Raw genomic sequence first — 22,053 nt, 5'->3', positions numbered from 1 at the left:
GACGAAACACAACTAAGCAGGACGCCATGGAAGAGGACGACATCGTCGCCGTTTGGTCCGAACGTATCCGTTCGGCCAGCGCTGAAGGACGCGCATTGCGCATTCGCGGCGGCGGCACGAAAGACTGGTACGGCCAGAGCCTGCAAGGCGAGATCCTCGACACGCGCGCGCATCGCGGCATCATTGCTTACGATCCGGCGGAACTCGTGGTTACAGCGCGCGCCGGCACGCCGCTTCTCGAAATCGAAGCCGCGCTCGCCGAACACCGTCAGATGCTGGCATTCGAACCTCCGCACTTCGGCCCGCAGGCAACCTTTGGCGGCTGTATCGCTGCCGGCATTGCCGGTCCGCGACGACCTTCGGCCGGCGCCGCGCGCGACTTCGTGCTCGGCGCGGTCATCATGAACGGCCACGGCGAGAAGCTGCATTTCGGTGGTCAGGTCGTGAAGAACGTTGCGGGCTACGACGTCTCGCGCCTCATGGCCGGCTCGCTGGGCACGCTCGGGCTGATACTCGAACTGTCGGTGAAGGTGCTGCCGCGCCCGGTCGCCGAAGCGACGCTCAAGTTCGACATGAACGGCACCGACGCCGTACGCAAGCTCAACGAATGGGGTGGCCGCCCACTGCCCATCACCGCGAGCGCATGGCGCAACGGCACGCTCGTCATGCGCCTTGCGGGCGCCGAGGCCGCGGTCAAGTCGGCGCGCACGTCGCTGGGCGGCGAAGTGGTCGATGCGGTTGAAGCCGAACGCTTCTGGGAAGGGCTGCGCGAACAGACCGACCCGTTCTTCTCCGCAATCGCGCCGGGCGCCGCCTTGTGGCGCCTCGCGCTACCGTCGATTACCGAGCCCCTGCAGCTGCCGGGCGCGCAGCTGATGGAATGGGGCGGCGCGCAGCGCTGGTGGATCACCGACGCCGACGCGCAAACCGTTCGCATCAGCGCGAAGCAGGCGGGCGGCCACGCGACGATCTTCCGCGCCGGGCACGGCTTCGACCGTAGCGCAGGCGTGTTCACCCCGCTGCCCGCTCCACTGATGAAAATCCATCGCGGCCTGAAGGCCGCGTTCGACCCTGCCCGCGTTTTCAATCGCGGCCGGCTCTACTCCGACTTCTGAGCGCGCGATGCAAACCAACCTCGCGGACTTCATTCGCAATACGCCCGACGGTGACGAAGCCGATTCCATCCTGCGCAAATGCGTGCATTGCGGCTTCTGCACGGCGACCTGCCCCACCTACCAGCTCCTCGGCGACGAACTCGACGGACCGCGCGGCCGCATCTACCTGATCAAGCAGATGGTGGAAGGCGCGCCCGTGACGCGCAGCACGCAGACGCACCTCGACCGCTGCCTCACCTGCCGCAACTGCGAATCGACCTGCCCTTCCGGTGTGCAGTACGGCCGCCTCGTCGAAATCGGCCGCAAGGTGGTCGAAGAACATGTCGCGCGGCCTCCCGGCCAGCGCCTCCTGCGCCGGCTGCTTGCGAGCTTCCTGCCAAACAGCGCGCTCTTCACGCCAGCGATGCGGCTCGGCCAGCACGTGCGCCCGCTCCTGCCGAAGAAGCTGCGCGACAAGGTGCCTGCCCGGCAACCGCTGCTCGAATGGCCGACGGCCCATCACCCGCGCAGGATGCTGATGCTCGCCGGTTGCGTGCAGCCTTCGATGATGCCGAACGTCAACACCGCAACCGCGCGCGTACTCGACGCGCTCGGCGTGGAGACCATTGTCGCGCCGGAGGCCGGCTGCTGCGGCGCGATCCGCCTGCACCTTGGCTATAACGACGAAGCCCTCGACGACATCCGCGCGAACATCGACGCCTGGTGGCCGCACGTCGAAGCCGGCGTGGAAGCGATCGTGATGAACGCGTCCGGCTGCGGCGCGACGGTACGCGAATACGCACACCTGCTGCGCGGCGACCCGGCGTATGCGGACAAGGCACGCCGTATCGTCGAACTCACGCGCGACATCTGCGAAATCCTGCCCGAATTCGAAGAATCGCTCGTGGCACTCACGCGCCGCCGCGCCGTGCATACGGTCGCGTTCCACCCGCCCTGCACGCTGCAGCATGGCCAGCAGGTGCGCGGACACGTGGAGCAACTGCTGACCGCCCTCGGCATCGAAGTGCGCCTGCCCGCCGACAGCCACCTGTGCTGCGGTTCGGCCGGCACCTATTCGCTCCTGCAACCCACACTCTCCTACACGCTACGCAACCAGAAGCTCGAACGGCTGCGCGCGGTGGAACCGCAACTGATTGTCTCGGCCAATGTGGGATGTATCGCGCACCTGCAGAGCGGCACGTCGATTCCGGTCACGCACTGGATCGAGCTGGTTGAGCATATGCTGTCGGCCTGACGTTTTCTACCTGGCCGTTCGGATGAATCGGCAGCGCTGGATGGCGTCCGTATAATTCATTCCATCGCGTTGCCGTGTGCCCCACTGTCTCATGCCAGATCTCATCCATAACCTCGACGCGGTGCGCCAGCGCATCGCGCTTGCGGCTCACGTCGCCGGCCGCGACCCGCGCTCGGTCGAACTGCTCGCGGTGTCGAAAACGTTTCCCGCTGAAGACGTGCGCGTGGCGCACGCTGCCGGGCAACGTGCGTTCGGCGAAAACTACGTGCAGGAAGCGCTCACGAAAATCGAAGCGCTCGCCGACCTGCGCGCCGATCTCGAATGGCATTTCATCGGCCCGCTGCAATCGAACAAGTCGAAACCCGTCGCGGAGAATTTCGACTGGGTTCACTCGGTCGATCGCCTGAAGATCGCCGAACGCCTGTCCGCCCAACGGCCGGACAATCTGCTGCCGCTCAACGTGTGCGTGCAGGTCAATGCAAGCGGCGAGGCGTCGAAGAGCGGCATTGAACCTGGCGAAGCACTGGAACTGGCCCGCGCGGTCGCCGCCCTGCCCCGGCTTCGGCTGCGCGGCCTGATGTCGATTCCGGAGCCCGCGGGTGACATCGAAGCGCAGCGCGCGCCGCATCGTCTGCTGCATGCGCTCTTCGAACAATTGTGTACCGAAGGGCTTGCGCTCGATACGTTGTCCATGGGCATGTCGGGCGATCTCGAAGCGGCCGTCATCGAAGGCGCGACGCTCGTGCGAGTCGGCACGGCAATCTTTGGCGCGCGTGACTATTCAAACTGAACTGAACACTTCACGGAACATCATGAAAATTGCTTTCATTGGCGGCGGCAACATGGCCGCGGCGCTTATCGGCGGTCTCATCAAACGCGGCGTCGCGCCGGCTGACCTGTACGCGATCGATCCCAACGAAGAAGCCCGCACGCGTAATGCACAGCAATTCGGCGTTCGCACGGGCGCTGCGGCGGACGCCGAACTCGCTTCGTATGACGCCATCCTGCTCGCGGTGAAGCCGCAAATCCTGAAGAGCGTCGCTGAGAGCCTCGCGCCGTTTCTCAAGGCGGAGCAGCTCGTCATCAGCATTGCCGCGGGCATTCGTGCCGACGATCTGTCGCGCTGGCTGGACGGCCATGCACGGGTCGTGCGCACGATGCCGAATACGCCGGCGTTGATCGGCATGGGGGCGACAGGCCTGTTCGCAACGGCAGGCGTCGACGAAGCGGGTCGCACGCTGGCCACTCAGGTCCTCGGGGCTGTGAGCAGCACCGTATGGTTCGACGACGAAGCGAAGATCGACGCCGTCACCGCCATTTCAGGAAGCGGCCCGGCGTACGTGTTCTATTTCATCGAAGCGCTGGAAGAAGCCGCGCGCCAGCTCGGCATGGACGCTGCACAGGGGCGCGCACTGGCCGTTGCGACGTTCACGGGCGCCGCGCAACTGGCGGCGCAGTCCGACGAGCCGCCTGGCGTGCTGCGCGAGCGTGTGACGTCCAAAGGCGGCACGACAGCGGCGGCGCTTGCATCGTTCGATGCATCGGGTGTGAAGGATGCGATCGTGCGCGGCGCGCTGGCCGCGGACGCACGCGCCAAAGCGATGGGCGAGGAATTCGGGAAGCAGTAACGGGCGGTTGTGTCCCGGGCGACGGTTGGCGGGCACCCGGTTCCGGTCATCGCGTGATGTGGCGGCCGTGCTGGCGGCAACCGTGATCAGCGCCGCTGGCTACCCGCTACAGATGCGGCTTCAGAACGCGCCAGCGGCGTAGTGCGCGGCGATACCCGCGAAGAGTGCGCCGCCCAGCCAGTTGTTATGGCGAAACGCCGCAAAGCACGCCATCCGCTCGCGGTTACGGATGAGCGTGTAGTGATAGATCGCGCATCCTGCCGCCGCTGCCCAGCCGAGCCAGTACGACGCGCCGAATCCCAGCACGATGCCAATGCCGACGTAGATGCCAAGCGTCATCGCGTAGCAGAGCATGATCGCGAGCACGTCGAAGCGGCCAAAGGTGAGCGCAGAAGTACGGATGCCGATCTTGATGTCGTCGTCGCGATCGACCATTGCGTATTCGGTGTCGTACGCGACCGACCAGAACACGTTGGCAAGCAGCATGACCCACGCGAGCACCGGCACCTGGTTCTGGATTGCAGCGAAGGCCATCGGAATGCCAAAACCGAACGCGATCCCGAGGTAGGCCTGCGGAATGGCGAAGAACCGCTTTGTGAACGGATACGAACCCGCGACAAAAAGCGCCGCCACCGAGAGTTCCTTCGTCAGCGTGTTGAGCGGCAGGATCAGCAGAAACGCGATCAGCGAAAGCCCGGCGGCGAGCGCCACGGCCTCCCACGCCTGGATCCTGCCTGACGTGATCGGCCGGTTTTCGGTGCGCTTCACGTAGCGGTCGAAATCGCGGTCGGCGTAATCGTTGATCGCGCAGCCCGCCGAGCGCATCAGGATCGTGCCGACCACAAAAATGACGAGCAGCGAAAACGACGGATGACCGTCCGACGCGATCCACAGGGCGTTGAGCGTCGGCCACAGCAGCAGCAGACTGCCGATGGGCTTGTCCATGCGGACAAGGCGGAGATAGAGCGGAAGTCGGGCAAACATGGGAAGGCGGATGAGAGCAATTCCGACATTCTAGAGCAGCCCGGCAAACGTCGGCCGCAACGCTGCACGCACGTGTTTCGCCAATCCCCGCAGCAGGGCAGCCGTTTGTACCCAGTCAGAAAAATTGGCCGGGTCGCGGACACACGTAAAAACGGCCTGCCAGGCGCCAACCGGGCAGGCCGTTCGGTTCTGCTTTCCCGGCGTAGCGCCGGATACTACTGCGGCACGATCAGGCCAGCATCGAACGCAGCATCCACGCGGTCTTTTCGTGCGTCTGCATACGCTGCGTCAGCAGATCGGCGGTCGGTTCGTCGTGCGCTGCTTCCGTCGACGGGAAGATTTCGCGCGCCGTGCGCACAACAGCTTCCTGACCTTCAACGAGCTGGCGAATCATGTCTTCGGCAGCCGGCACACCGTCGGCTTCCGGAATCGACGAGAGCTTCGCGAATTCCTTGTAGCTGCCCGGCGCATGCACGCCCAGCGCGCGAATACGTTCTGCGATGAGGTCGACTGCCATCGCGAGTTCGGTGTATTGCGTCTCGAACATCAGGTGCAGCGTGTTGAACATCGGACCCGTCACGTTCCAGTGGAAGTTGTGGGTCTTCAGGTACAGCGTGTACGTATCCGCGAGCAGACGCGAGAGCCCTTCCGCGATCTTTTTGCGGTCCTTGTCGCTGATACCGATATTGACGTGCTGAACTGCTTCTTTCCTGGCCATGATGACTCCTTTTAAGAGTGATACGAACCGGTCGGCGGGTTCGGGATTGAATGAGCGAACCCGAACGCGGGATGCCCGACAGTGTAGCCTGGACCACCCCGCACGCGCGCGCTGGCGAACTGTCGCGCCCTCGCCTGTCAGCGGCCGAAAGCGTGCTGCAGCGCCTGCGCGGCGATCACCGCGAGGCCGCTCGTGACGATCGCGAATCCCACCATTTTTCGCGCGACCGTCGCACCATGCGCCTGCGCGACATGGCGCGCGCCGCCCGTTGCGCGGACTCCGCTCGTACGGTTCATTGCATGCTGCCCTGTCCGGTTCATGATCCTTCTCCTTCGATTCAAAACCAGACGGTGCGCCGATGCGCGCCGCCATACCACCTGACTTCAACTACCGCCGTGCGTCCCGCTTCGCAAGCTGTGCAACGCCGCGCTGACACCTTCGGCATACGCCGGATCGATGCGCCGGAAATGCTCGATCTGACGCGCGACGATTTCGGGCGGCACACCGTCGATGTGCCGCGCGATGTTGCCGAACAGCCGCTCGCGCTGCGCCGCATCGAAAATCCGGAACAGCGCGGCCGGCTGGCTGTAGTAGTCCTCGTCGTCGCGATGGTCGTAACGATCGACGTTACCGGCGGCGAGTGGCGGTTCCGCAGCGTTGCTGTCTTCCGCGAAGTCGCCGAAGCGGTTCGGCTCGTAGTTCACCGCGCTGCCCAGGTTGCTGTCGGTGCGCATGCCGCCGTCGCGATGGAACGAATGCGGCGACGCGACGCGCGATGCATTCACCGGAATCTGGTGGTGGTTCACACCCAGCCGGTAACGTTGCGTGTCGCCGTATGAAAAGAGACGTCCCTGCAACAGACGGTCTGGCGAAAACCCGATGCCCGGCACGACGTTTGCCGGCGAAAATGCGGCCTGTTCGACGTCCACAAAGTAGTTGGCGGCGTTACGGTTCAATTCAAGGATGCCGACGTCGATCAACGGATAGTCGTTGTGCGGCCACACTTTCGTGATGTCGAACGGGTTGTAGCGATACGTCGTCGCATCGGCTTCCGGCATCACCTGGATGCTGAATCGCCACTTCGGAAAATTCCCGCTATCGAGGTTCGCGACGAGATCGCGCTGTGCGCTTTCACGATCGACGGCGATCACCTGCGCAGCTTCGGCGTCGGTGTAGTTTTCGATGCCCTGCATCGACTTGAAGTGGAACTTCACCCAGAAGCGCTCGCTGTTCCCGTTGATGAACGAGTACGTGTGCGAGCCGAAGCCGTGCATCGTCCGGTAGTTCTGCGGAATGCCGCGATCGCTCATCAGGATCGTCACCTGATGCAGCGATTCCGGATGCCGCGACCAGAAGTCCCACGCCGCGACGTTGCTGCGCGTGTTCGTGTACGGATCGCGCTTTTGCGTGTGGATGAAATCGGAAAACTTCAGCGGATCGCGAATGAAGAACACCGGCGTGTTGTTGCCGACCACGTCCCAGTTGCCCTCTTCCGTGTAGAACTTGATGGCGAAACCGCGCACGTCGCGCTCGGCGTCGGCGGCGCCGCGCTCACCGGCGACGGTCGAAAAACGCATGAAGAGCGGTGTTTCCTTGCCGACCTGCGCAAACACTTTTGCTTTCGTGAAGCGTGAGATGTCGTGCGTGATCTTCAACGTGCCGAACGCGCCGGACCCTTTTGCATGGACGCGTCGCTCCGGAATCACCTCGCGGTCAAAGTGCGCGAGCTTCTCGATCAGCCAGACGTCCTGCAGGGCGACCGGGCCGCGCGAGCCTGCGGTCATCGAATTCTGGTTGTCGGCGACGGGCGCACCGGCGGCGGTGGTGAGTTTGCGTTCAGACATCCTTTTACTCCTGGCTTTTATTGGGAATTGAGCGTGATGCGATATGGCGATCCCGGCGGCGCGAGCGTCAGGCCGAAATCGCGCGATCAACAAGGAGTGCGAACGCCACGGTGCGCAGCGTCGTGACCAGGCTCTGGACCGGGCGCGTCGTGGTCTGCTGGGCGAGCGGGGAATGGGCTTGATTCATCGGTTCCTCCTTGTGTCGGATCGGACGATCCATGGAGGAAACTATAACGAATGCTATCGAATTAACGAATTTGATTAAATTTATCTATTCTATAGCCAGAGCCCTGGATCCGAAAAGGGCTTCTTGTGGCCGCGCGGCGCGATGCCGGCGGCCAGGTACAACGGTTGGGGCTAACGCGTGTTAATTGACGGCCGCAGGCAGATCGAGCTTGCTCACGCCGGCCAGATCGCAGGCGTTGATGGCGTCGCAGATGGCTTCGATGGCGGGCATCCGCGTGAAGCTCTTGCGCCACGCCAGCACGACGCGGCGATCGGGCACCGGCTCGTCGAAATGCACGTAGCTGAGCAAGCCGGAGTCTGCGCCGCCCGCGTGCGGTTTCACCTCGGTCACCGACATGCGCGGCAGCACGGTGATGCCGACACCGCTTGCGACCATATGGCGGATCGTCTCGAGCGAGGAACCCTCAAACGTCTTCTGGATGCCGTCGGCGTTCTGCGAAAAGCGCATCAGTTCCGGACACACGCCAAGCACGTGATCGCGAAAGCAGTGGCCGCTGCCGAGCAGCAACATCGTTTCCTGCTTCAGGTCGTCCGGATCGATTTTCGCGCGCGTTTCCCACGCGTGGCCCGACGGCAGCGCGACGACGAACGGTTCGTCGTACAGCGGACGCAGCATCAGGCCGGTTTCCGGGAACGGCAGCGCCATGATCGCGACATCGATCTCGCCCTGCTTGAGCAGTTCGATCAGCTTGAGCGTGTAGTTCTCCTGCAGCATCAGCGGCATCTGCGGGACGCGCCGGATCATCTGCTTGACGAGCGTTGGCAGCAGATACGGCCCGATCGTGTAGATCACGCCCAGACGCAGCGGCCCGACGAGTGGATCCTTGCCCTGCTTGGCGATTTCCTTGATGGCGAGCGTCTGCTCCAGCACGCGCTGCGCCTGCGAGACGATCTGCTCGCCGACGGGCGTCACGCTGACTTCGCTCGTCCCGCGCTCGAAAATCTGCACGTTCAACTCGTCTTCGAGCTTCTTGATCGCCACCGACAGCGTCGGCTGGCTGACGAAACACGCTTCGGCCGCCCGGCCGAAGTGCCGTTCGCGAGCAACCGCGACGATGTATTTCAGTTCGGTGAGCGTCATTGGGGACCAATCAGGGCGAAGGATTCGATAGGTTTCTGTTATACACCTATGGGGCCAATTCGCCAACCCGGATTGACTTTGATACCAGCAACTCCCGCAACGCCCCGCCCGGCCCGGGTTACGGGCCAGGCGGGGGCGAAGCGCAGGCCTGCCGGCGTCAGGCCTTCAGATAATGCTCGCGCCCGCCGAGCCAGCGCGCGAGGTGCTGCGTGACGACATCCGGGTATGCGTCGAGCAGACGCGTGGCCGCTTCGCGCGCCGGTTCGATCAGCCAGCCGTCCTGCTGGAGATCGGCGAATCGCAGCATCGCCGCGCCCGACTGCCGCGCGCCCAGAAACTCGCCAGGACCACGGATTTCGAGATCGCGCCGGGCGATTTCGAAGCCATCGGTCGTTTCGCGCATCGTCTGCAGGCGGGCGCGGGCGGTTTGCGACAGCGGCCCGGTATAGAGCAGCACGCACACCGACGCCGCACTGCCGCGCCCCACCCGTCCGCGCAACTGGTGAAGCTGCGCGAGGCCGAAGCGCTCGGCGTGCTCGATCACCATCAGCGACGCGTTCGGCACGTCGACGCCCACTTCGATCACCGTCGTCGCCACCAGCAGTTGCACTTCGTTGCGCGTGAAAGCCTCCATGACCGTGGCCTTTTCGGCAGGCGCGAGCCGACCGTGCACGAGGCCGACGTTCAACTCTGGCAACGCCGCGATCAGCGTTTCGTATGTTTCGACGGCGGTTTGCAGCTGCAGCGTCTCGCTTTCCTCGATCAGCGGGCAGACCCAGTAGACCTGACGCCCCGTCAGCGCCGCCTCGCGCACGCGGCCGATCACTTCTTCACGGCGCGCGTCGGAAACGAGCTTGGTCAGGATCGGCGTGCGACCGGGCGGCAGTTCGTCGATCGTGGAAACGTCGAGGTCGGCGTAGTAGGTCATCGCGAGCGTGCGCGGAATCGGCGTGGCCGACATCATCAGTTGATGCGGCTGGAAGTCGCGCGCGCCGTCGGCGGCGTTATGCGCCTTCGCACGCAGCGCGAGCCGCTGTTCGACGCCGAAGCGATGCTGTTCGTCGACGATCACGAGACCAAGCCGCGCGAATTCGACCGCATCCTGGATGATCGCGTGCGTGCCGATCACGAGTTGCGCGGTACCGAGCGCGGCTGCTTCGAGCGCGGCGCGCTTGTCTTTCGCTTTCAGGCTGCCGGCGAGCCACGCGACGCGCACGCCGAGCGGTTCGAGCCAGCCGCGCAGCTTGCGCGCGTGCTGCTCGGCGAGAATTTCAGTCGGCGCCATCAGCGCGGCCTGATAGCCCGCGTCGATCGCCTGCGCGGCGCTAAGCGCCGCAACGACTGTCTTGCCGCTGCCCACATCGCCCTGCAGCAGCCGCTGCATCGGATGCGGCTGCGTCAGGTCCTGCGCGATCCCGGCCGTGACGCGCTGCTGCGCGCCCGTCAACGCAAACGGCAACGCTTCGAGCAGGCGCGTGACGAGCGAAGCCTGATCAGCCGGCCCGCGACGCGGCATCGCCGGCGCCGCGCGGGTGCGCCGCTCTTCATGTGCGCGCTTGAGCGACATCTGCTGCGCGAGCAGTTCCTCGAACTTGATGCGCGTCCACGCCGGATGCGTGCCGTCGATCAGCGCGTGCTCGTCGGAATCCGCGTTCGGGTGATGCAGCGTGCGCACCGCGTCGATCAACGACGGTACACCCAGCGGCTGGAGATACGCCTGTGCGACCGGCGCGGGCAGCAGTTCCGGCAGCGCGGTGCGCGACAGCGCGTTATCGATCGACTTGCGCAGATACGCCTGGGTCACGCCCGCTGTACTCGGATAGACGGGTGTCAGCGCCTGCGGCAGCGGCGTTTCTTCTTCGACGACTTTCACCGCCGGATGCACCATCTCCATGCCGAAGAAGCCGCCGCGCACGTCGCCGCGCACGCGCAGCCGCTGGCCGATGGCCATCTGCTTCACCTGCGAGCCGTAGAAGTTGAGAAAGCGCAGCACCAGCTCGTCGCCGGCATCGTCACGCAGTTTGACCAGCAACTGGCGACGCGGACGGTACGCGATCTCGTTGTCGAACACGACGCCTTCGGTCTGCGAGACGCCGCCTGGCAGCAGTTCGCCCACCGGCGTGAGCGACGTTTCGTCTTCGTAGCGCATCGGCAGATGCAGCACGAGATCGATGTCGCGCGTGAGGCCCAGTTTGGCGAGCTTGTCGGCGGTTCGGGGCAGTGCAGCAGCGGATTTTTTCGCGCTGGCCTGATCGCTCACCGGAGCAGGCGATGCCGCATCGGCCGCCTTGCCGCGTGCGGCGCGGCGTTTCGGCGCGGCGCTCACTTCTTCGGTATCGGCGGGCATACGGCGTTCGGGCAAGGGCATGTGTCGCTTCGCAAGTACAATATCGGCTTTCCAGGCTTTCGAGGGTGGTGCAGCGCTACCGCGCGCCACCGTGCCGGCAGACCCGAAGGGTCGCTCACTCAGGCTGGCGCAGCAATGTTTCGCAATCATAGCCGCTCGTCGCCCGGCGCCGGTTCAATTCAGCATCGATTCACATCCAGTCCGTCTTCGTATGTTCACGCTTTCTGATTTCGATTTTGTCCTGCCGCCCGAGCTGATCGCGCAGACCGCCTTGCCCGAGCGCAGCGCGAGCCGTCTGCTCGAAGTGGACGGCTCGACCACGCCAGCCGGCTTCAACGACCGTCGCTTCGCCGAACTGCCCGACTGCATCGCACCGGGCGACCTGCTCGTCTTCAACGATACCAAAGTCCTGAAGGCGCGCTTCCTCGGCCAGAAGGCCAGCGGCGGCAAGATCGAGGTGCTGGTCGAACGGCTGACTGGTGAAACGACCGCCCTCGCGCAGATTCGCGCGAGCAAAAGCCCGGCCCCCGGGACGACGCTGCGTCTCGCGGATGCCTTCGATGTCACGGTCGGCGAGCGTGTCGAGCCGTTCTACACGCTGCACTTCCCCGCCGACTGCCTGACGCTCATCGAACGGCACGGCCGCCTGCCGCTGCCGCCCTACATCGAGCACGACCCCGACGCGACCGATGAGACGCGCTATCAGACGGTGTTCGCGCAGAACCCCGGCGCGGTCGCCGCACCCACCGCGGGCCTGCACTTCGACACGTCGCTGCTGGCGCGTCTGGACGAGAAAGGCGTCGAGCGCGCGACGTTGACGCTGCACGTCGGCGCGGGCACGTTCCAGCCGGTGCGCGTCGAGAACCTCGACGAGCACAAGATGCACAGCGAGTGGTATCAGTTGCCGCAGACACTGGTGGACCGCATCGCCGCGACCAAAGCGCGCGGGAACCGCGTGATCGCGGTCGGCACGACCTCGATGCGCGCGCTCGAAGCCGCTGCACGCAGCGCCGAGGAAGCTGGCCATCCGCTCGCCGCGACCAGCGCCGAAACCGACATTTTCATCACGCCGGGCTACCGGTTCCGGATCGTCGACCGGCTCGTGACAAACTTCCATTTGCCGAAGTCGACGCTTTTGATGCTGGTGTCGGCATTCGCCGGTATCGACACGATCCGCGCCGCCTACGCGCACGCGATCGAAGAGCGATACCGCTTTTTCAGCTACGGCGACGCAATGCTGCTCACGCGTCGCGATTCGTGATTCATCGCGACCTGTCGTTCACGTAACAGGCCGTTTCAACCCGCCGCCGCGCCACGCGAGAGCGGCGTTCTTCATCTGCGCCGGACTGTTTTCCGGTGGCACAGGAGTCTTTTCATGACCGACGGTCATCAGCACGCAACGCAAACCGGTCGCCCGGACAACGGCCTCAAGTTCGAACTGCTCACCACCGACGGCCAGGCGCGCCGCGGCCGCGTGACGCTCAATCACGGCGTGGTCGAAACGCCGATCTTCATGCCGGTCGGCACATACGGGACGGTGAAGGCCGTCCAGCCGCGTGAACTCGAGGAGATGCACGCGCAGATCATCCTCGGCAACACATTTCACCTGTGGCTGCGCCCCGGGCTCGAGACGATCGGCGCGCACGGCGGCCTGCATGCGTTCATGGGCTGGAAGAAGCCGATCCTGACGGATTCGGGTGGTTTTCAGGTGTTTTCGCTCGGCGATCTGCGCAAGATCACCGAAGATGGCGTCACGTTCGCGTCGCCGATCAATGGCGACAAGCTCTTCCTGTCGCCGGAAGTGTCGATGCAGATCCAGAAGGTGCTGAACTCGGACATCGTGATGCAGTTCGACGAGTGCACGCCGTACGCGACCAACAACGTCCCGACATCACACCAGGAAGCCGCCGATTCAATGCGCATGTCGATGCGCTGGGCGAAACGCTCGATCGACGAATTCAACCGGCTCGGCAACCCCAATGCGCTCTTCGGCATCGTTCAGGGCGGCATGTTCGAGGATCTTCGCGACGAATCGCTCGCGGGCCTGGCGGAGATCGACTTCCACGGTTTCGCGATCGGCGGTCTTTCGGTCGGCGAGCCGAAGGAAGACATGATGCGCGTGCTCAACCACATCGGGCCGAAGCTGCCGGCAAACAAGCCGCACTACCTGATGGGCGTCGGCACGCCGGAAGATCTGGTCGCGGGCGTGGCAGCCGGCGTCGATATGTTCGACTGCGTGATGCCGACCCGCAACGCGCGTAATGGCTGGCTCTTCACCCGTTTCGGCGACGTGAAGATCCGCAACGCGGTTCACAAGAACTCCCTGCGCCCGCTTGACGAGCAGTGCGGCTGCTACACCTGCCGTAACTTTACGCGCGGCTACCTGCACCATCTGCACCGTGTGGGCGAAATCCTCGGCGCGCAGCTGAACACGATCCACAACCTGCATTACTACCTTGAACTGATGCAGGAAATGCGCGACGCAATCGAAGCGCACATGTTCGATGCGTTCCGCAAGCAGTTCCACGAGAACCGGGCGCGCGGCGTCGAAGGGCCCGCCTGACGACGTTCCCACCTTGTGGGTAGCGTGCAGAAAGGCCGCACTGCCTGCAAACGCCCGTCCAGCAACGCGCGGGACAAAATCCGCAGAAGAATGCGCCCGTGCGCCGGTACAAACCTTACAATTATCTTTCGCGATGTGCGATCGAGCTACGCTTATCGCAAATAACAGCTTGATCGGAAAGCGCATTTCATCTGCAGTCGCGGCTTATGGCCGGTGGTAGAATAACCGGCTGCATTTTTTGATCGTTATAACGGAGAGACCAACGTGTCGTTCATTTCCAATGCCTTCGCGCAAGGCACCGGTGGCGCAGAATCCAGCCTGATGAGCTTTCTGCCCCTGATCCTGATGTTCGCTGTGCTGTATTTCATCATGATCCGTCCGCAAATGAAGCGCCAGAAGGAACACCGCAACATGCTCTCCGCCATGGCGAAGGGCGACGAAGTCGTCACGAACGGCGGCATCGTCGGCAAGGTCACCAAGGTGAGCGATGCTTACGTTGGCGTCGAAATTTCTGAAGGCACTGAAATCACCGTGCAGAAAGCATCGGTGACGCAGATTCTCCCGAAAGGCACGATCAAGTCGCTGTAAGGCCTGCTCTGTCGCGTCCGGCGCGGCCTCGCGGGAACCACACGCGGCTTGCGCCACGGTTTCCGCGCTCATCGCCGGACGCATCGCCTGAAAGCCTGGAGTTTGGACCGGGCTTTCTCGCCAACCTTCCCGTTGGGCCAACCCCATGAATCGTTATCCCCTCTGGAAATATGTCGTGATGCTGGTGGCGCTCGTCATCGGCCTCGTGTACACACTGCCCAACTTCTTCGGTGAAGCGCCGGCAGTCCAGGTATCGAGTGGCAAAGCGACGGTCAAGCTCGACTCGACCACGCTCGCGCAGGTGGAATCCGCGCTCGCCTCCAGCCAGATCAAACCGACCGCCGTCACGTTCGACAATGCGTCGGCCAACGCGAACATCCGCGTGCGTCTGACGGACACCGACACGCAGCTGCGCGTGAAGGACCTGCTGCAGAAGTCGCTGAACGCCGATCCCACGGATCCGCAGTTCATCGTCGCGCTGAACCTGCAAAGTGCGTCGCCAGCCTGGCTGACCGCGCTGCACGCGCTGCCGATGTACCTCGGTCTCGATCTGCGCGGCGGTGTCCACTTCCTGCTGCAGGTCGACATGGCCGGCGCGCTGAACAAGAAGCTCGACTCCGACGCGTCCGACGCCCGCACGCTGCTGCGCGACAAGAACATCCGCGATGGCGGCGTGAACCGTGTGAACCAGACAGTCGTCGTCAATTTCGCCGACGCAGACGTCGCCGAGGCCGCGCGCAAACAGCTTGCCGTCAGCATCAACGAACTCCAGTGGGCGACCCAGCCGAATCCGGCAGGCGGCGTCCAGGTGGTCGGCACCTTCACGCCCGCCGTGCAGAAGACGGTCGAAGACGCGGCGCTCAAGCAGAACATCACGACGCTGCATAACCGCGTGAACGAACTGGGCGTGGCCGAACCGGTGATCCAGCAGCAGGGCTCCGACCGCATCGTGGTCGAACTGCCGGGCGTGCAGGACACGGCAAAGGCGAAGGACATCATCGGCCGTACGGCGACGCTTGAAGCGCGCCTCGCCGACCCGGTGAACACGCATCCGAACCCGAACGACCCGGTGCCGCCGGGCGACGAACTCTTCACGCAGGGCGCGCAGACACCGGTGCTGCTGCGCAAGCAGATCATCTTCACGGGCGACCGGATTATCGATGCGTCGTCGGGTTTCGACGAACATCAGCGCCCGTCGGTGAACATCCGCCTCGACAGTCGCGGCGGTCGTGCCGTGGCAGCCGTGTCGCGCGACAACATCGGCAAGCCGATGGCGATGGTGCTGTTCGAGAAAGGCAAAGGCGAAGTGCTGACGGTCGCGACGATCCAGTCGGAACTCGGCGACCGCTTCCAGATCACCGGCCAGCCGACGCCGCAGGCCGCGACCGATCTGGCGCTGCTGCTGCGCGCCGGTTCGCTGGCCGCGCCGATGGACATCATCGAAGAACGCACGATCGGCCCGAGCCTCGGCGCCGACAACATCAAGAAGGGCTTCCACTCGGTTGTGTGGGGCTTCGCGGCGATCGCCGTCTTCATGATCGCGTACTACATGCTGTTCGGCCTGATCTCGATGATCGGGCTGTCGGTGAACCTGCTGCTGCTGATCGCGATTCTGTCGATGCTGCAGGCCACGCTGACCTTGCCGGGTATCGCCGCTATCGCGCTCGCGCTCGGTATGGCGATCGACGCAAACGTGCTGATCAACGAACGTGTGCGTGAAGAACTGCGTCACGGCGCACCGCCGCAACTGGCCATCCAGAACGGCTACGCGCACGCATGGGCGACGATTCTCGACTCGAACGTGACCACGCTGATCGCGGGTCTTGCGCTGCTGGCGTTTGGTTCGGGTCCGGTGCGCGGCTTCGCGGTCGTGCACTGTATCGGCATCATGACGTCGATGTTCTCGGCGGTGTTCTTCTCGCGCGGTCTCGTGAACGTCTGGTACGGGGGCAAGAAGAAGCTGAAGTCGCTGGCGATCGGTCAGGTGTGGCGTCCGACGCCCATCGAGGGCGACGCTGCGTTCCTCGGTCACGACGACGCAGGAACCGATACGGCAAAAGCGGTCGCTGCCGCCGGCGCACGCGCGTCGGCAAAAGCGAATGCAGGCGCTGCGGCGCGCACTGGCAAACCAGTGGTCCGCCGTCGCAACGATCCGGGCACTGCGCCCCGGAAACCGGGTTCATCCCGCTGAACCCCGGAGAAAGAGACCATGGAATTTTTCCGCATTCGCAAAGACCTTCCGCTCATGCAGCGCGCGTTGATTTTCAACGCGATCTCGCTCCTGACGTTTATCGCGGCTGTGTTTTTCCTCGTGCATCGCGGCCTGCACCTGTCGGTGGAATTCACCGGCGGCACGGTCATCGAAGTGCAGTATCCGCAGGCCGTGCCACTGGAACCGGTGCGCGACACGCTCGGCAAGCTCGGCTACGCCGACGCCCAGGTGCAGAATTTCGGCACCTCGCGCGATGTGCTGATCCGTCTGCCGCTGAAGTCGGGTTTCACGTCCGCGCAGCAGAGCGATCAGGTGATGGGCGCGCTGAAGGCCGATAACGGCCAGGCGCAGCTGCAGCGCGTCGAGTTCGTCGGCCCGCAGGTCGGCAAGGAACTCGCGACCGATGGCCTGCTCGCGCTCGCGTGCGTGGTCGCGGGCATCGTGATCTATCTGTCGTTCCGCTTCGAATGGAAGTACGCCGTTGCTGGCGTGATTGCCAACCTGCACGACGTGGTGATCATTCTCGGCTTCTTCGCATTCTTCCAGTGGGAGTTCTCGCTGTCGGTGCTGGCGGCTGTGCTTGCGGTGCTCGGTTACTCGGTGAATGAATCGGTCGTTATTTTCGACCGGATTCGCGAAACGTTCCGTCGCGAACGCAAGATGACGGTGATCGAGGTCATCAACCACGCAATCACGAGCACGATGTCGCGCACGATCATCACGCACGGCTGTACGCAGATGATGGTGCTGTCGATGTTCCTGTTCGGCGGCCCGACGCTGCACTACTTCGCGCTCGCGCTGACGGTCGGTATCCTGTTCGGTATCTACTCGTCGGTCTTCGTGGCTGCGGCAATTGCGATGTGGCTCGGCGTGAAGCGCGAAGATCTGATCAAGGACAAGAAGGGCGTACACGACCCGGACGATCCAAACGCTGGCGCACAGGTTTAAGCGCTGCGCCTCGCGGCAACGCTGATACGCAATGAAAAGGCCGGTTCATTTTGAACCGGCCTTTTACGTTTACCCGCGGCGCCACGACTTTCAGCGTGGCAACGGCATCATCTGAAACCGAGCTTGCGACGCGCTGCGATCAACGCGATCAGGCTGATCACCGCCGCCAACATCATGTAGAAGCTCGGCGCCGTTTTCGTTCCGGTCGCACTGATCAGCCACGCGATGATGAACGGGCCGAAACCACCGAAAATCGTCACCGCGATGTTGTACGCGAGTGACATGCCGGTCGTGCGCGTCGCCACCGGAAAAATCTCCGAGAGCAACCCCGGCAGTGCACCGAAGTAACCGGTCATCAGAAACGCGAAAACGATCTGGATCGCGATCAACGTCTCGAACGTGGGATTCGCAACGAGATATGCGAACGCCGGATAGATCAGCACCAGCAGCAGCACGGCCGAAACCAGCATGATGCCGGTGCCTCCGTGACGGTCGGACACGTGCCCCACTACAGGCGCGAACACGAGCTGGATCACGCCGACGAGCAGGATGGCCGCAAACGACACCGAAGGCGACAGGCCCAGCTGCTTCACACCGTATGTCGGCATGAAGAGCACCAGATACGTCGACACCGTGCCGAGCACCACGAGACCGATCGCAATGGCAAGGCGCAGCTTGTGGCTCGCGAAGGTGTCGCGCAGCGGCGTCGTGGTGGTTTCGGCGGCGAGAAATTCGGGCGTCTCGTCGAGACGCGTGCGTATGTACCACGCGACCGGCCCGATCAGCAGCCCGAAGACGAACGGCACGCGCCATCCCCACGACATCATCTGTTCCGGCGTGAGCTTGCCCGTCAGCACGACGCCGAAGAGCGCCGCGAGCAGCGTCGTCAGTCCCTGGCTCGCAATCTGCCAGCTCGCGAAGAAGCCGCGCCGGCCCGGCACGTGCTCGGCGAGAAACGCCGTCGCGCTGCCGAACTCGCCGCCGGCGGAAAAACCCTGCATCAGGCGCGCGAGCACGAGGATCAGCGGCGCGGCGAGACCAATCGACTCGTACACCGGAAGGACCGCGATGATCAGCGTGCCCGCCATCATCAGCAGGATCGAGAGCGTGAGCGCCGCCTTGCGCCCTGCCCGGTCCGCGTAGGCGCCGAGCACGATTGCGCCGAGCGGGCGCATGAAGAACGAGACGCCGAACGTGCCCAGCGTGACCAGCAGTGAAATCGTCTCGTTGCCCGCGGGGAAAAACAGCTTCGAGATGGTGACCGCGAAAAACCCGTAGACGACGAGGTCAAACCACTCCAGCGCGTTGCCGATCGATGCGGCGACTACGATGCGCCACGAACTGTGGCGTGCCGCCGCGCAGCTTGCGGCCGTCGTTGCACTCATTCAGATCTCCCGTGCGCGCGAATCGTGTCCTCCCCCGCCTGGATGCGCGCACAACCAGTGGGGCGGTAGCGCACTATGTACCTGAAAAATTAACTTCGCGCGAGCGCCACATATACCGCCTCGACATCGCCCCACAAGCCGGGACCAGAAGCAAAACACCCCACCGGCGTCATCCGCCGGTGGGGTGTCGGGTCCTGCCAGCCGGTCCAGCGCGTTCCCCGCAAGGAAAAGACGCCGATGCCCGGGCAAGCCTTTACTGCTTGATGCCTTCAGACTGGATATGCAGTTTGGTCTGCATGCTGAAGCCGTACTTCTTGCCGAAGTCCATGCCGAAATCGGCGCGATCGAACGTCGTGCTGGCTTCCACGCCGCACACTTCGCGCTTGAGCACCGGGTGCTGCATGCACTTGAACGATTCGATCTTCAGGTTCACCGGCTTCGTCACGCCATGCATCGTCAGCGTACCGACCACTTCAACAGGCTTGTCGCCGTCAAACCTGATCTCGGTGCCTTTGTACGTCGCGGCTGGGAACTTCGCGACATCGAAGAACGCGTCCGACTTCAGGTGGTCGTCGAGCTTCGCGTTACCGGTATCCACCGACGACGGATCGACCGTGACGTCGACCGTGCCGGTCTTCGCCGCGCGGTCGAGCGTGACCGTGCCCGTGCTCTTCGTGAACTTGCCGCGCCACACCGACAGGCCGCCGAAGTGGTCAGCCTCGAAGCTCGGGTACGTGTGCGTCGGGTCGAGTTGATAGGTATCGGCGGCGAACGCGCCAATCGAGAGGGTCGACGCCAGAGCGGCGATCAGCAGATGTTTCTTCAATTCATGCTCCTTCAGGTGTCCAGATGCGCCGCCCGGGAAGCCGGCGCGATAACAGCGAAAACGGCAAACACTGCTTACTTGCGTGCTGCAACGATATGAAACTTGATGACCACGTCGTCGGCCACGACCGACGTATCTTTCCATTCACCGGTGCCGATATCGAACTGCAGGCGCTTGATGGGCAACGACCCGTCGAAGGTCTGCGTCGCGCCCTGCTGGGCGACGGTGACGGGCACCGTGACCGTCTGCGACTTGCCCTTGATCGTGAGCTTGCCGGTCACCTTGAACTGGTTGCCGCCGGCCGGCGCGATCGCGCTCGAAACAAACGTGGCCGCCGGATAAGTCTTCGAATCGAACCATTCCTTGCCGCGGACCTGGTCGTTATAGCTTTCGTCGCCGAGGTCGTAGCTGCCGGTATCGATGGAAAGCTGGGCCGTGCCCGCCGCCGGCTTTGCCGGATCGAACGCGATCTGCGCGGTGAACTTGCCGAACTTGCCTTCGACGGGCACGTTCATCTGTTTCGACGTTGCCGTGACGGTGCTCTTCGCGACGTCGACCTGGGCGAGCGCGCTGCCCGCGACACCGAGCGCCGCGGCCGTGAACGCCGTCAACAGGGTGCGATGCAATGAAACCTTCATATATGTCCTATTTGAGGAAAGGGATCATGCGCGACAGCAGGCCGTCGCGATCCACCAGTTGGTGCTTGAGCGCCCCGGCGACGTGCAGGACGACGAGCGTGAGCAGGCCGTAATTGAGCGTCACGTGAACGATCTTGAGGATAGTTTTCAGATGCGGGTCCGGCGCGATCAGCATCGGCAGGCGCACGAGACCGAGATATACGACCGGGATGTTCGACGCCGAGCTGTACAGATAACCCGACGCCGGAATCGCAATCATCAGCACATACAGCAGCACGTGCACGAGCTGCGCGACGACCCGCTGCCAGGCGACCATGCCGCCCGGCAACGCAGGCGCCACGTGCGTCGCGCGCCACAGGATGCGCACGACGGCGAGCGCGAACACGGTGACGCCGATCCACTTGTGCCATGAGAAATAGCGCAGCTTGGTCGGCGTGAAGCCCGGGATATCGGTCATCACCCAGCCCAGCGCGAATCCACAGACGATCAGGAGCGCGATCAGCCAGTGAAACGCGATCGCGGTCCGGGTGTAATGGTCGGGCGTGCTGGTCGAAGCAAGGGAAGGATGAAGTGCCATGACGAATCGCTGACGCAAACAGGGTTAACGGGTCACGGAAGCACTTATTCCAGCCGCCGCGGATGCGGCCCGACGCGGCCCGGAGAGGCAATGCGTTCGCCGCAAAGCGTATGTCAACGCCAAGGCCGCCATGCTACCGCAAGCCGGTAAAGCTGGCTCACGGCGCCCGTGCAACAGTGCGTCGCGCCGATGGAACGATTTGGGGCCGGAAAGTGTCGGAAGCGTGTGCGGGTCGCCGCTCAAGGGCGCACACGGTCGCATGGGCGCAACAATTTTGAAATCTTGCGGCAAGGGTGTTTGGTAACATGGGTGCAGCCTGTGGGCGAAGGCGCCCGGCGGTGCCGCTGTCCGTCTCGCCATTTGCGTGAACACCGGCGAAACGTTGTGCCGGTTTGTACTTCGGGTTCCTGTCCACGTCGTCCGTCACCACTCATACATGGAACATGACCATCTGATCGCCTGCCACGAGTGCGACGCGCTGTTCCGCAAGCCGCGACTCGACCGCCGCTCGCTCGCGCGCTGCCCGCGCTGCAAGGCGACGCTCTACCGCAGCGCATCGACGCGCATCGACAACATTGTCGCGATGACGCTGGCCGCGCTCGTCACGTTCCTCATCGCGCAGGCGTTCCCGATCGTCGAACTCGAAACCAGCGGGATCACGTCGCAGACCACGCTGTTCGGCGCCATCGTCGCGTTGTGGAACGAGAACATGCAGATCGTCGCGGTGATGGTCTTCTGCTCGACGACGCTCTTCCCGCTCACCGAGCTCCTCGCCCTCCTCTATGTGCTCGTGCCGGTGCGCGCGGGCTACGTGCCGCCGCTCTTTAACCGCGTGCTGCGCGCCATCCAGTTCGTGCGGCCGTGGGGCATGATCGAAGTGTTCATGCTCGGCGTGCTGATCACCATCGTGAAGATGATCAGCCTCGCGCGCGTGATTCCGGAAGCCGCGCTCTTCGCGTTCGGCGCGCTCACGCTGATGTTCGCGGTCGTCGTCACGTTCGATCCGCGCACGCTGTGGGATATCGCCGACACGTTGCCCCGCGAGCGTCTGCGGCGCATCCGGCGCCTCAAGGCGGCGCGGGCCGCCAGCCAGCCACCCGCCCCCCATCAGGGATGAAA

General features: G+C 63.9%; 20 protein-coding genes. 10 read left to right on the top strand and 10 right to left on the bottom strand.

Annotation, left to right across the window (positions count from 1 at the left end; translation table 11 throughout):
• Positions 1–26: 26 nt before the first annotated feature.
• From glcE to proC, 4 genes are all read left to right on the top strand, one after another.
• Positions 27–1,115 carry a glycolate oxidase subunit GlcE gene (gene glcE / locus LPA36_RS00910; protein ID WP_228874250.1) on the top strand — a complete coding sequence of 363 codons (1,089 nt, stop codon included), beginning with the start codon at positions 27–29 and terminating at the stop codon, positions 1,113–1,115.
• 7 nt (positions 1,116–1,122) lie between these two features.
• On the top strand, positions 1,123–2,349 hold the full coding sequence (gene glcF, locus LPA36_RS00905) for a glycolate oxidase subunit GlcF (RefSeq protein WP_228874249.1): 1,227 nt from the start codon (positions 1,123–1,125) through the stop codon (positions 2,347–2,349).
• Between the two features lie 91 nt (positions 2,350–2,440).
• Positions 2,441–3,139 (top strand): YggS family pyridoxal phosphate-dependent enzyme, encoded by a 699-nt coding sequence (locus LPA36_RS00900; RefSeq protein WP_228874248.1) that lies wholly within the window; start codon positions 2,441–2,443, stop codon positions 3,137–3,139.
• A 22-nt stretch (positions 3,140–3,161) separates the two neighbouring features.
• A complete protein-coding gene (gene proC / locus LPA36_RS00895) occupies positions 3,162–3,977 on the top strand; it encodes a pyrroline-5-carboxylate reductase (RefSeq protein ID WP_228874247.1) in 816 nt (271 codons plus the stop codon).
• Between the two features lie 120 nt (positions 3,978–4,097).
• Here proC and ubiA read toward each other — a convergent pair whose 3' ends face one another.
• The 6 genes from ubiA to recG all read right to left on the bottom strand — a co-directional run bounded on the left by ubiA (position 4,098) and on the right by recG (position 11,218).
• Positions 4,098–4,961, bottom strand: coding sequence for a 4-hydroxybenzoate octaprenyltransferase (gene ubiA, locus LPA36_RS00890; protein WP_228874246.1), 864 nt, complete (start codon positions 4,959–4,961; stop codon positions 4,098–4,100).
• 229 nt (positions 4,962–5,190) lie between these two features.
• On the bottom strand, positions 5,191–5,679 hold the full coding sequence (locus LPA36_RS00885) for a Dps family protein (protein ID WP_228874245.1): 489 nt from the start codon (positions 5,677–5,679) through the stop codon (positions 5,191–5,193).
• Positions 5,680–5,816: 137 nt separating this feature from the next.
• Entirely contained in the window at positions 5,817–5,999 is a 183-nt protein-coding gene (locus LPA36_RS00880) for a hypothetical protein (RefSeq protein ID WP_228874244.1), read from the bottom strand.
• 63 nt (positions 6,000–6,062) lie between these two features.
• Positions 6,063–7,523, bottom strand: coding sequence for a catalase (locus LPA36_RS00875; protein ID WP_228874243.1), 1,461 nt, complete (start codon positions 7,521–7,523; stop codon positions 6,063–6,065).
• A 367-nt stretch (positions 7,524–7,890) separates the two neighbouring features.
• A complete protein-coding gene (locus LPA36_RS00870; RefSeq protein ID WP_228874242.1) occupies positions 7,891–8,850 on the bottom strand; it encodes a hydrogen peroxide-inducible genes activator in 960 nt (319 codons plus the stop codon).
• A 157-nt stretch (positions 8,851–9,007) separates the two neighbouring features.
• Positions 9,008–11,218 carry an ATP-dependent DNA helicase RecG gene (gene recG / locus LPA36_RS00865; protein ID WP_228874241.1) on the bottom strand — a complete coding sequence of 737 codons (2,211 nt, stop codon included), beginning with the start codon at positions 11,216–11,218 and terminating at the stop codon, positions 9,008–9,010.
• Between the two features lie 190 nt (positions 11,219–11,408).
• On the opposite strand from recG, the gene queA reads away from it, so the two are divergent.
• The 5 genes from queA to secF all read left to right on the top strand — a co-directional run bounded on the left by queA (position 11,409) and on the right by secF (position 17,508).
• Positions 11,409–12,458 carry a tRNA preQ1(34) S-adenosylmethionine ribosyltransferase-isomerase QueA gene (gene queA, locus LPA36_RS00860; protein WP_228874240.1) on the top strand — a complete coding sequence of 350 codons (1,050 nt, stop codon included), beginning with the start codon at positions 11,409–11,411 and terminating at the stop codon, positions 12,456–12,458.
• A gap of 114 nt (positions 12,459–12,572) precedes the next feature.
• Positions 12,573–13,760, top strand: a complete 1,188-nt coding sequence (gene tgt, locus LPA36_RS00855) for a tRNA guanosine(34) transglycosylase Tgt (RefSeq protein WP_228874239.1) — start codon at positions 12,573–12,575, stop codon at positions 13,758–13,760.
• Between the two features lie 264 nt (positions 13,761–14,024).
• On the top strand, positions 14,025–14,348 hold the full coding sequence (yajC, locus tag LPA36_RS00850) for a preprotein translocase subunit YajC (protein ID WP_228874238.1): 324 nt from the start codon (positions 14,025–14,027) through the stop codon (positions 14,346–14,348).
• Positions 14,349–14,493: 145 nt separating this feature from the next.
• The gene (gene secD / locus LPA36_RS00845; protein WP_228874237.1) at positions 14,494–16,539 is read left to right on the top strand and encodes a protein translocase subunit SecD; all 2,046 of its coding nucleotides are present in this window, start codon (positions 14,494–14,496) and stop codon (positions 16,537–16,539) included.
• A gap of 18 nt (positions 16,540–16,557) precedes the next feature.
• On the top strand, positions 16,558–17,508 hold the full coding sequence (gene secF, locus LPA36_RS00840; protein WP_228874236.1) for a protein translocase subunit SecF: 951 nt from the start codon (positions 16,558–16,560) through the stop codon (positions 17,506–17,508).
• Positions 17,509–17,615: 107 nt separating this feature from the next.
• On the opposite strand, the gene LPA36_RS00835 is transcribed toward secF, so the two are convergent.
• The 4 genes from LPA36_RS00835 to LPA36_RS00820 all read right to left on the bottom strand — a co-directional run bounded on the left by LPA36_RS00835 (position 17,616) and on the right by LPA36_RS00820 (position 20,934).
• A complete protein-coding gene (locus LPA36_RS00835) occupies positions 17,616–18,893 on the bottom strand; it encodes an MFS transporter (RefSeq protein ID WP_228874235.1) in 1,278 nt (425 codons plus the stop codon).
• 253 nt (positions 18,894–19,146) lie between these two features.
• A complete protein-coding gene (locus LPA36_RS00830; protein WP_228874863.1) occupies positions 19,147–19,707 on the bottom strand; it encodes a YceI family protein in 561 nt (186 codons plus the stop codon).
• Positions 19,708–19,793: 86 nt separating this feature from the next.
• Complete coding sequence (locus tag LPA36_RS00825; protein ID WP_228874234.1) at positions 19,794–20,357, bottom strand: YceI family protein; 564 nt, start codon at positions 20,355–20,357, stop codon at positions 19,794–19,796.
• 7 nt (positions 20,358–20,364) lie between these two features.
• Entirely contained in the window at positions 20,365–20,934 is a 570-nt protein-coding gene (locus tag LPA36_RS00820; RefSeq protein ID WP_228874233.1) for a cytochrome b, read from the bottom strand.
• A 436-nt stretch (positions 20,935–21,370) separates the two neighbouring features.
• Here LPA36_RS00820 and LPA36_RS00815 point away from each other — a divergent pair, with 436 nt between their 5' ends.
• Positions 21,371–22,051: a paraquat-inducible protein A gene (locus tag LPA36_RS00815; RefSeq protein WP_228874232.1), complete on the top strand. Its 681-nt coding sequence runs from the start codon at positions 21,371–21,373 to the stop codon at positions 22,049–22,051.
• The last annotated feature ends 2 nt before the right edge of the window (positions 22,052–22,053 follow it).

It is taken from the genome of Paraburkholderia saeva (assembly GCF_907164555.1).
GTDB lineage: Bacteria > Pseudomonadota > Gammaproteobacteria > Burkholderiales > Burkholderiaceae > Paraburkholderia > Paraburkholderia saeva.
This window is presented reverse-complemented; position numbering and strand designations above follow the sequence as displayed.

Coding starts and splice junctions, on each gene's coding strand:
- glcE (WP_228874250.1), top strand. CDS start 27: ATGGAAGAGGACGACATCGTCGCCGTTTGGTCCGAACGTATCCGTTCG.
- glcF (WP_228874249.1), top strand. CDS start 1,123: ATGCAAACCAACCTCGCGGACTTCATTCGCAATACGCCCGACGGTGAC.
- LPA36_RS00900 (WP_228874248.1), top strand. CDS start 2,441: ATGCCAGATCTCATCCATAACCTCGACGCGGTGCGCCAGCGCATCGCG.
- proC (WP_228874247.1), top strand. CDS start 3,162: ATGAAAATTGCTTTCATTGGCGGCGGCAACATGGCCGCGGCGCTTATC.
- ubiA (WP_228874246.1), bottom strand. CDS start 4,961: ATGTTTGCCCGACTTCCGCTCTATCTCCGCCTTGTCCGCATGGACAAG.
- LPA36_RS00885 (WP_228874245.1), bottom strand. CDS start 5,679: ATGGCCAGGAAAGAAGCAGTTCAGCACGTCAATATCGGTATCAGCGAC.
- LPA36_RS00880 (WP_228874244.1), bottom strand. CDS start 5,999: ATGAACCGGACAGGGCAGCATGCAATGAACCGTACGAGCGGAGTCCGC.
- LPA36_RS00875 (WP_228874243.1), bottom strand. CDS start 7,523: ATGTCTGAACGCAAACTCACCACCGCCGCCGGTGCGCCCGTCGCCGAC.
- LPA36_RS00870 (WP_228874242.1), bottom strand. CDS start 8,850: ATGACGCTCACCGAACTGAAATACATCGTCGCGGTTGCTCGCGAACGG.
- recG (WP_228874241.1), bottom strand. CDS start 11,218: ATGCCCTTGCCCGAACGCCGTATGCCCGCCGATACCGAAGAAGTGAGC.
- queA (WP_228874240.1), top strand. CDS start 11,409: ATGTTCACGCTTTCTGATTTCGATTTTGTCCTGCCGCCCGAGCTGATC.
- tgt (WP_228874239.1), top strand. CDS start 12,573: ATGACCGACGGTCATCAGCACGCAACGCAAACCGGTCGCCCGGACAAC.
- secD (WP_228874237.1), top strand. CDS start 14,494: ATGAATCGTTATCCCCTCTGGAAATATGTCGTGATGCTGGTGGCGCTC.
- secF (WP_228874236.1), top strand. CDS start 16,558: ATGGAATTTTTCCGCATTCGCAAAGACCTTCCGCTCATGCAGCGCGCG.
- LPA36_RS00835 (WP_228874235.1), bottom strand. CDS start 18,893: ATGAGTGCAACGACGGCCGCAAGCTGCGCGGCGGCACGCCACAGTTCG.
- LPA36_RS00825 (WP_228874234.1), bottom strand. CDS start 20,357: ATGAAGGTTTCATTGCATCGCACCCTGTTGACGGCGTTCACGGCCGCG.
- LPA36_RS00820 (WP_228874233.1), bottom strand. CDS start 20,934: ATGGCACTTCATCCTTCCCTTGCTTCGACCAGCACGCCCGACCATTAC.
- LPA36_RS00815 (WP_228874232.1), top strand. CDS start 21,371: ATGGAACATGACCATCTGATCGCCTGCCACGAGTGCGACGCGCTGTTC.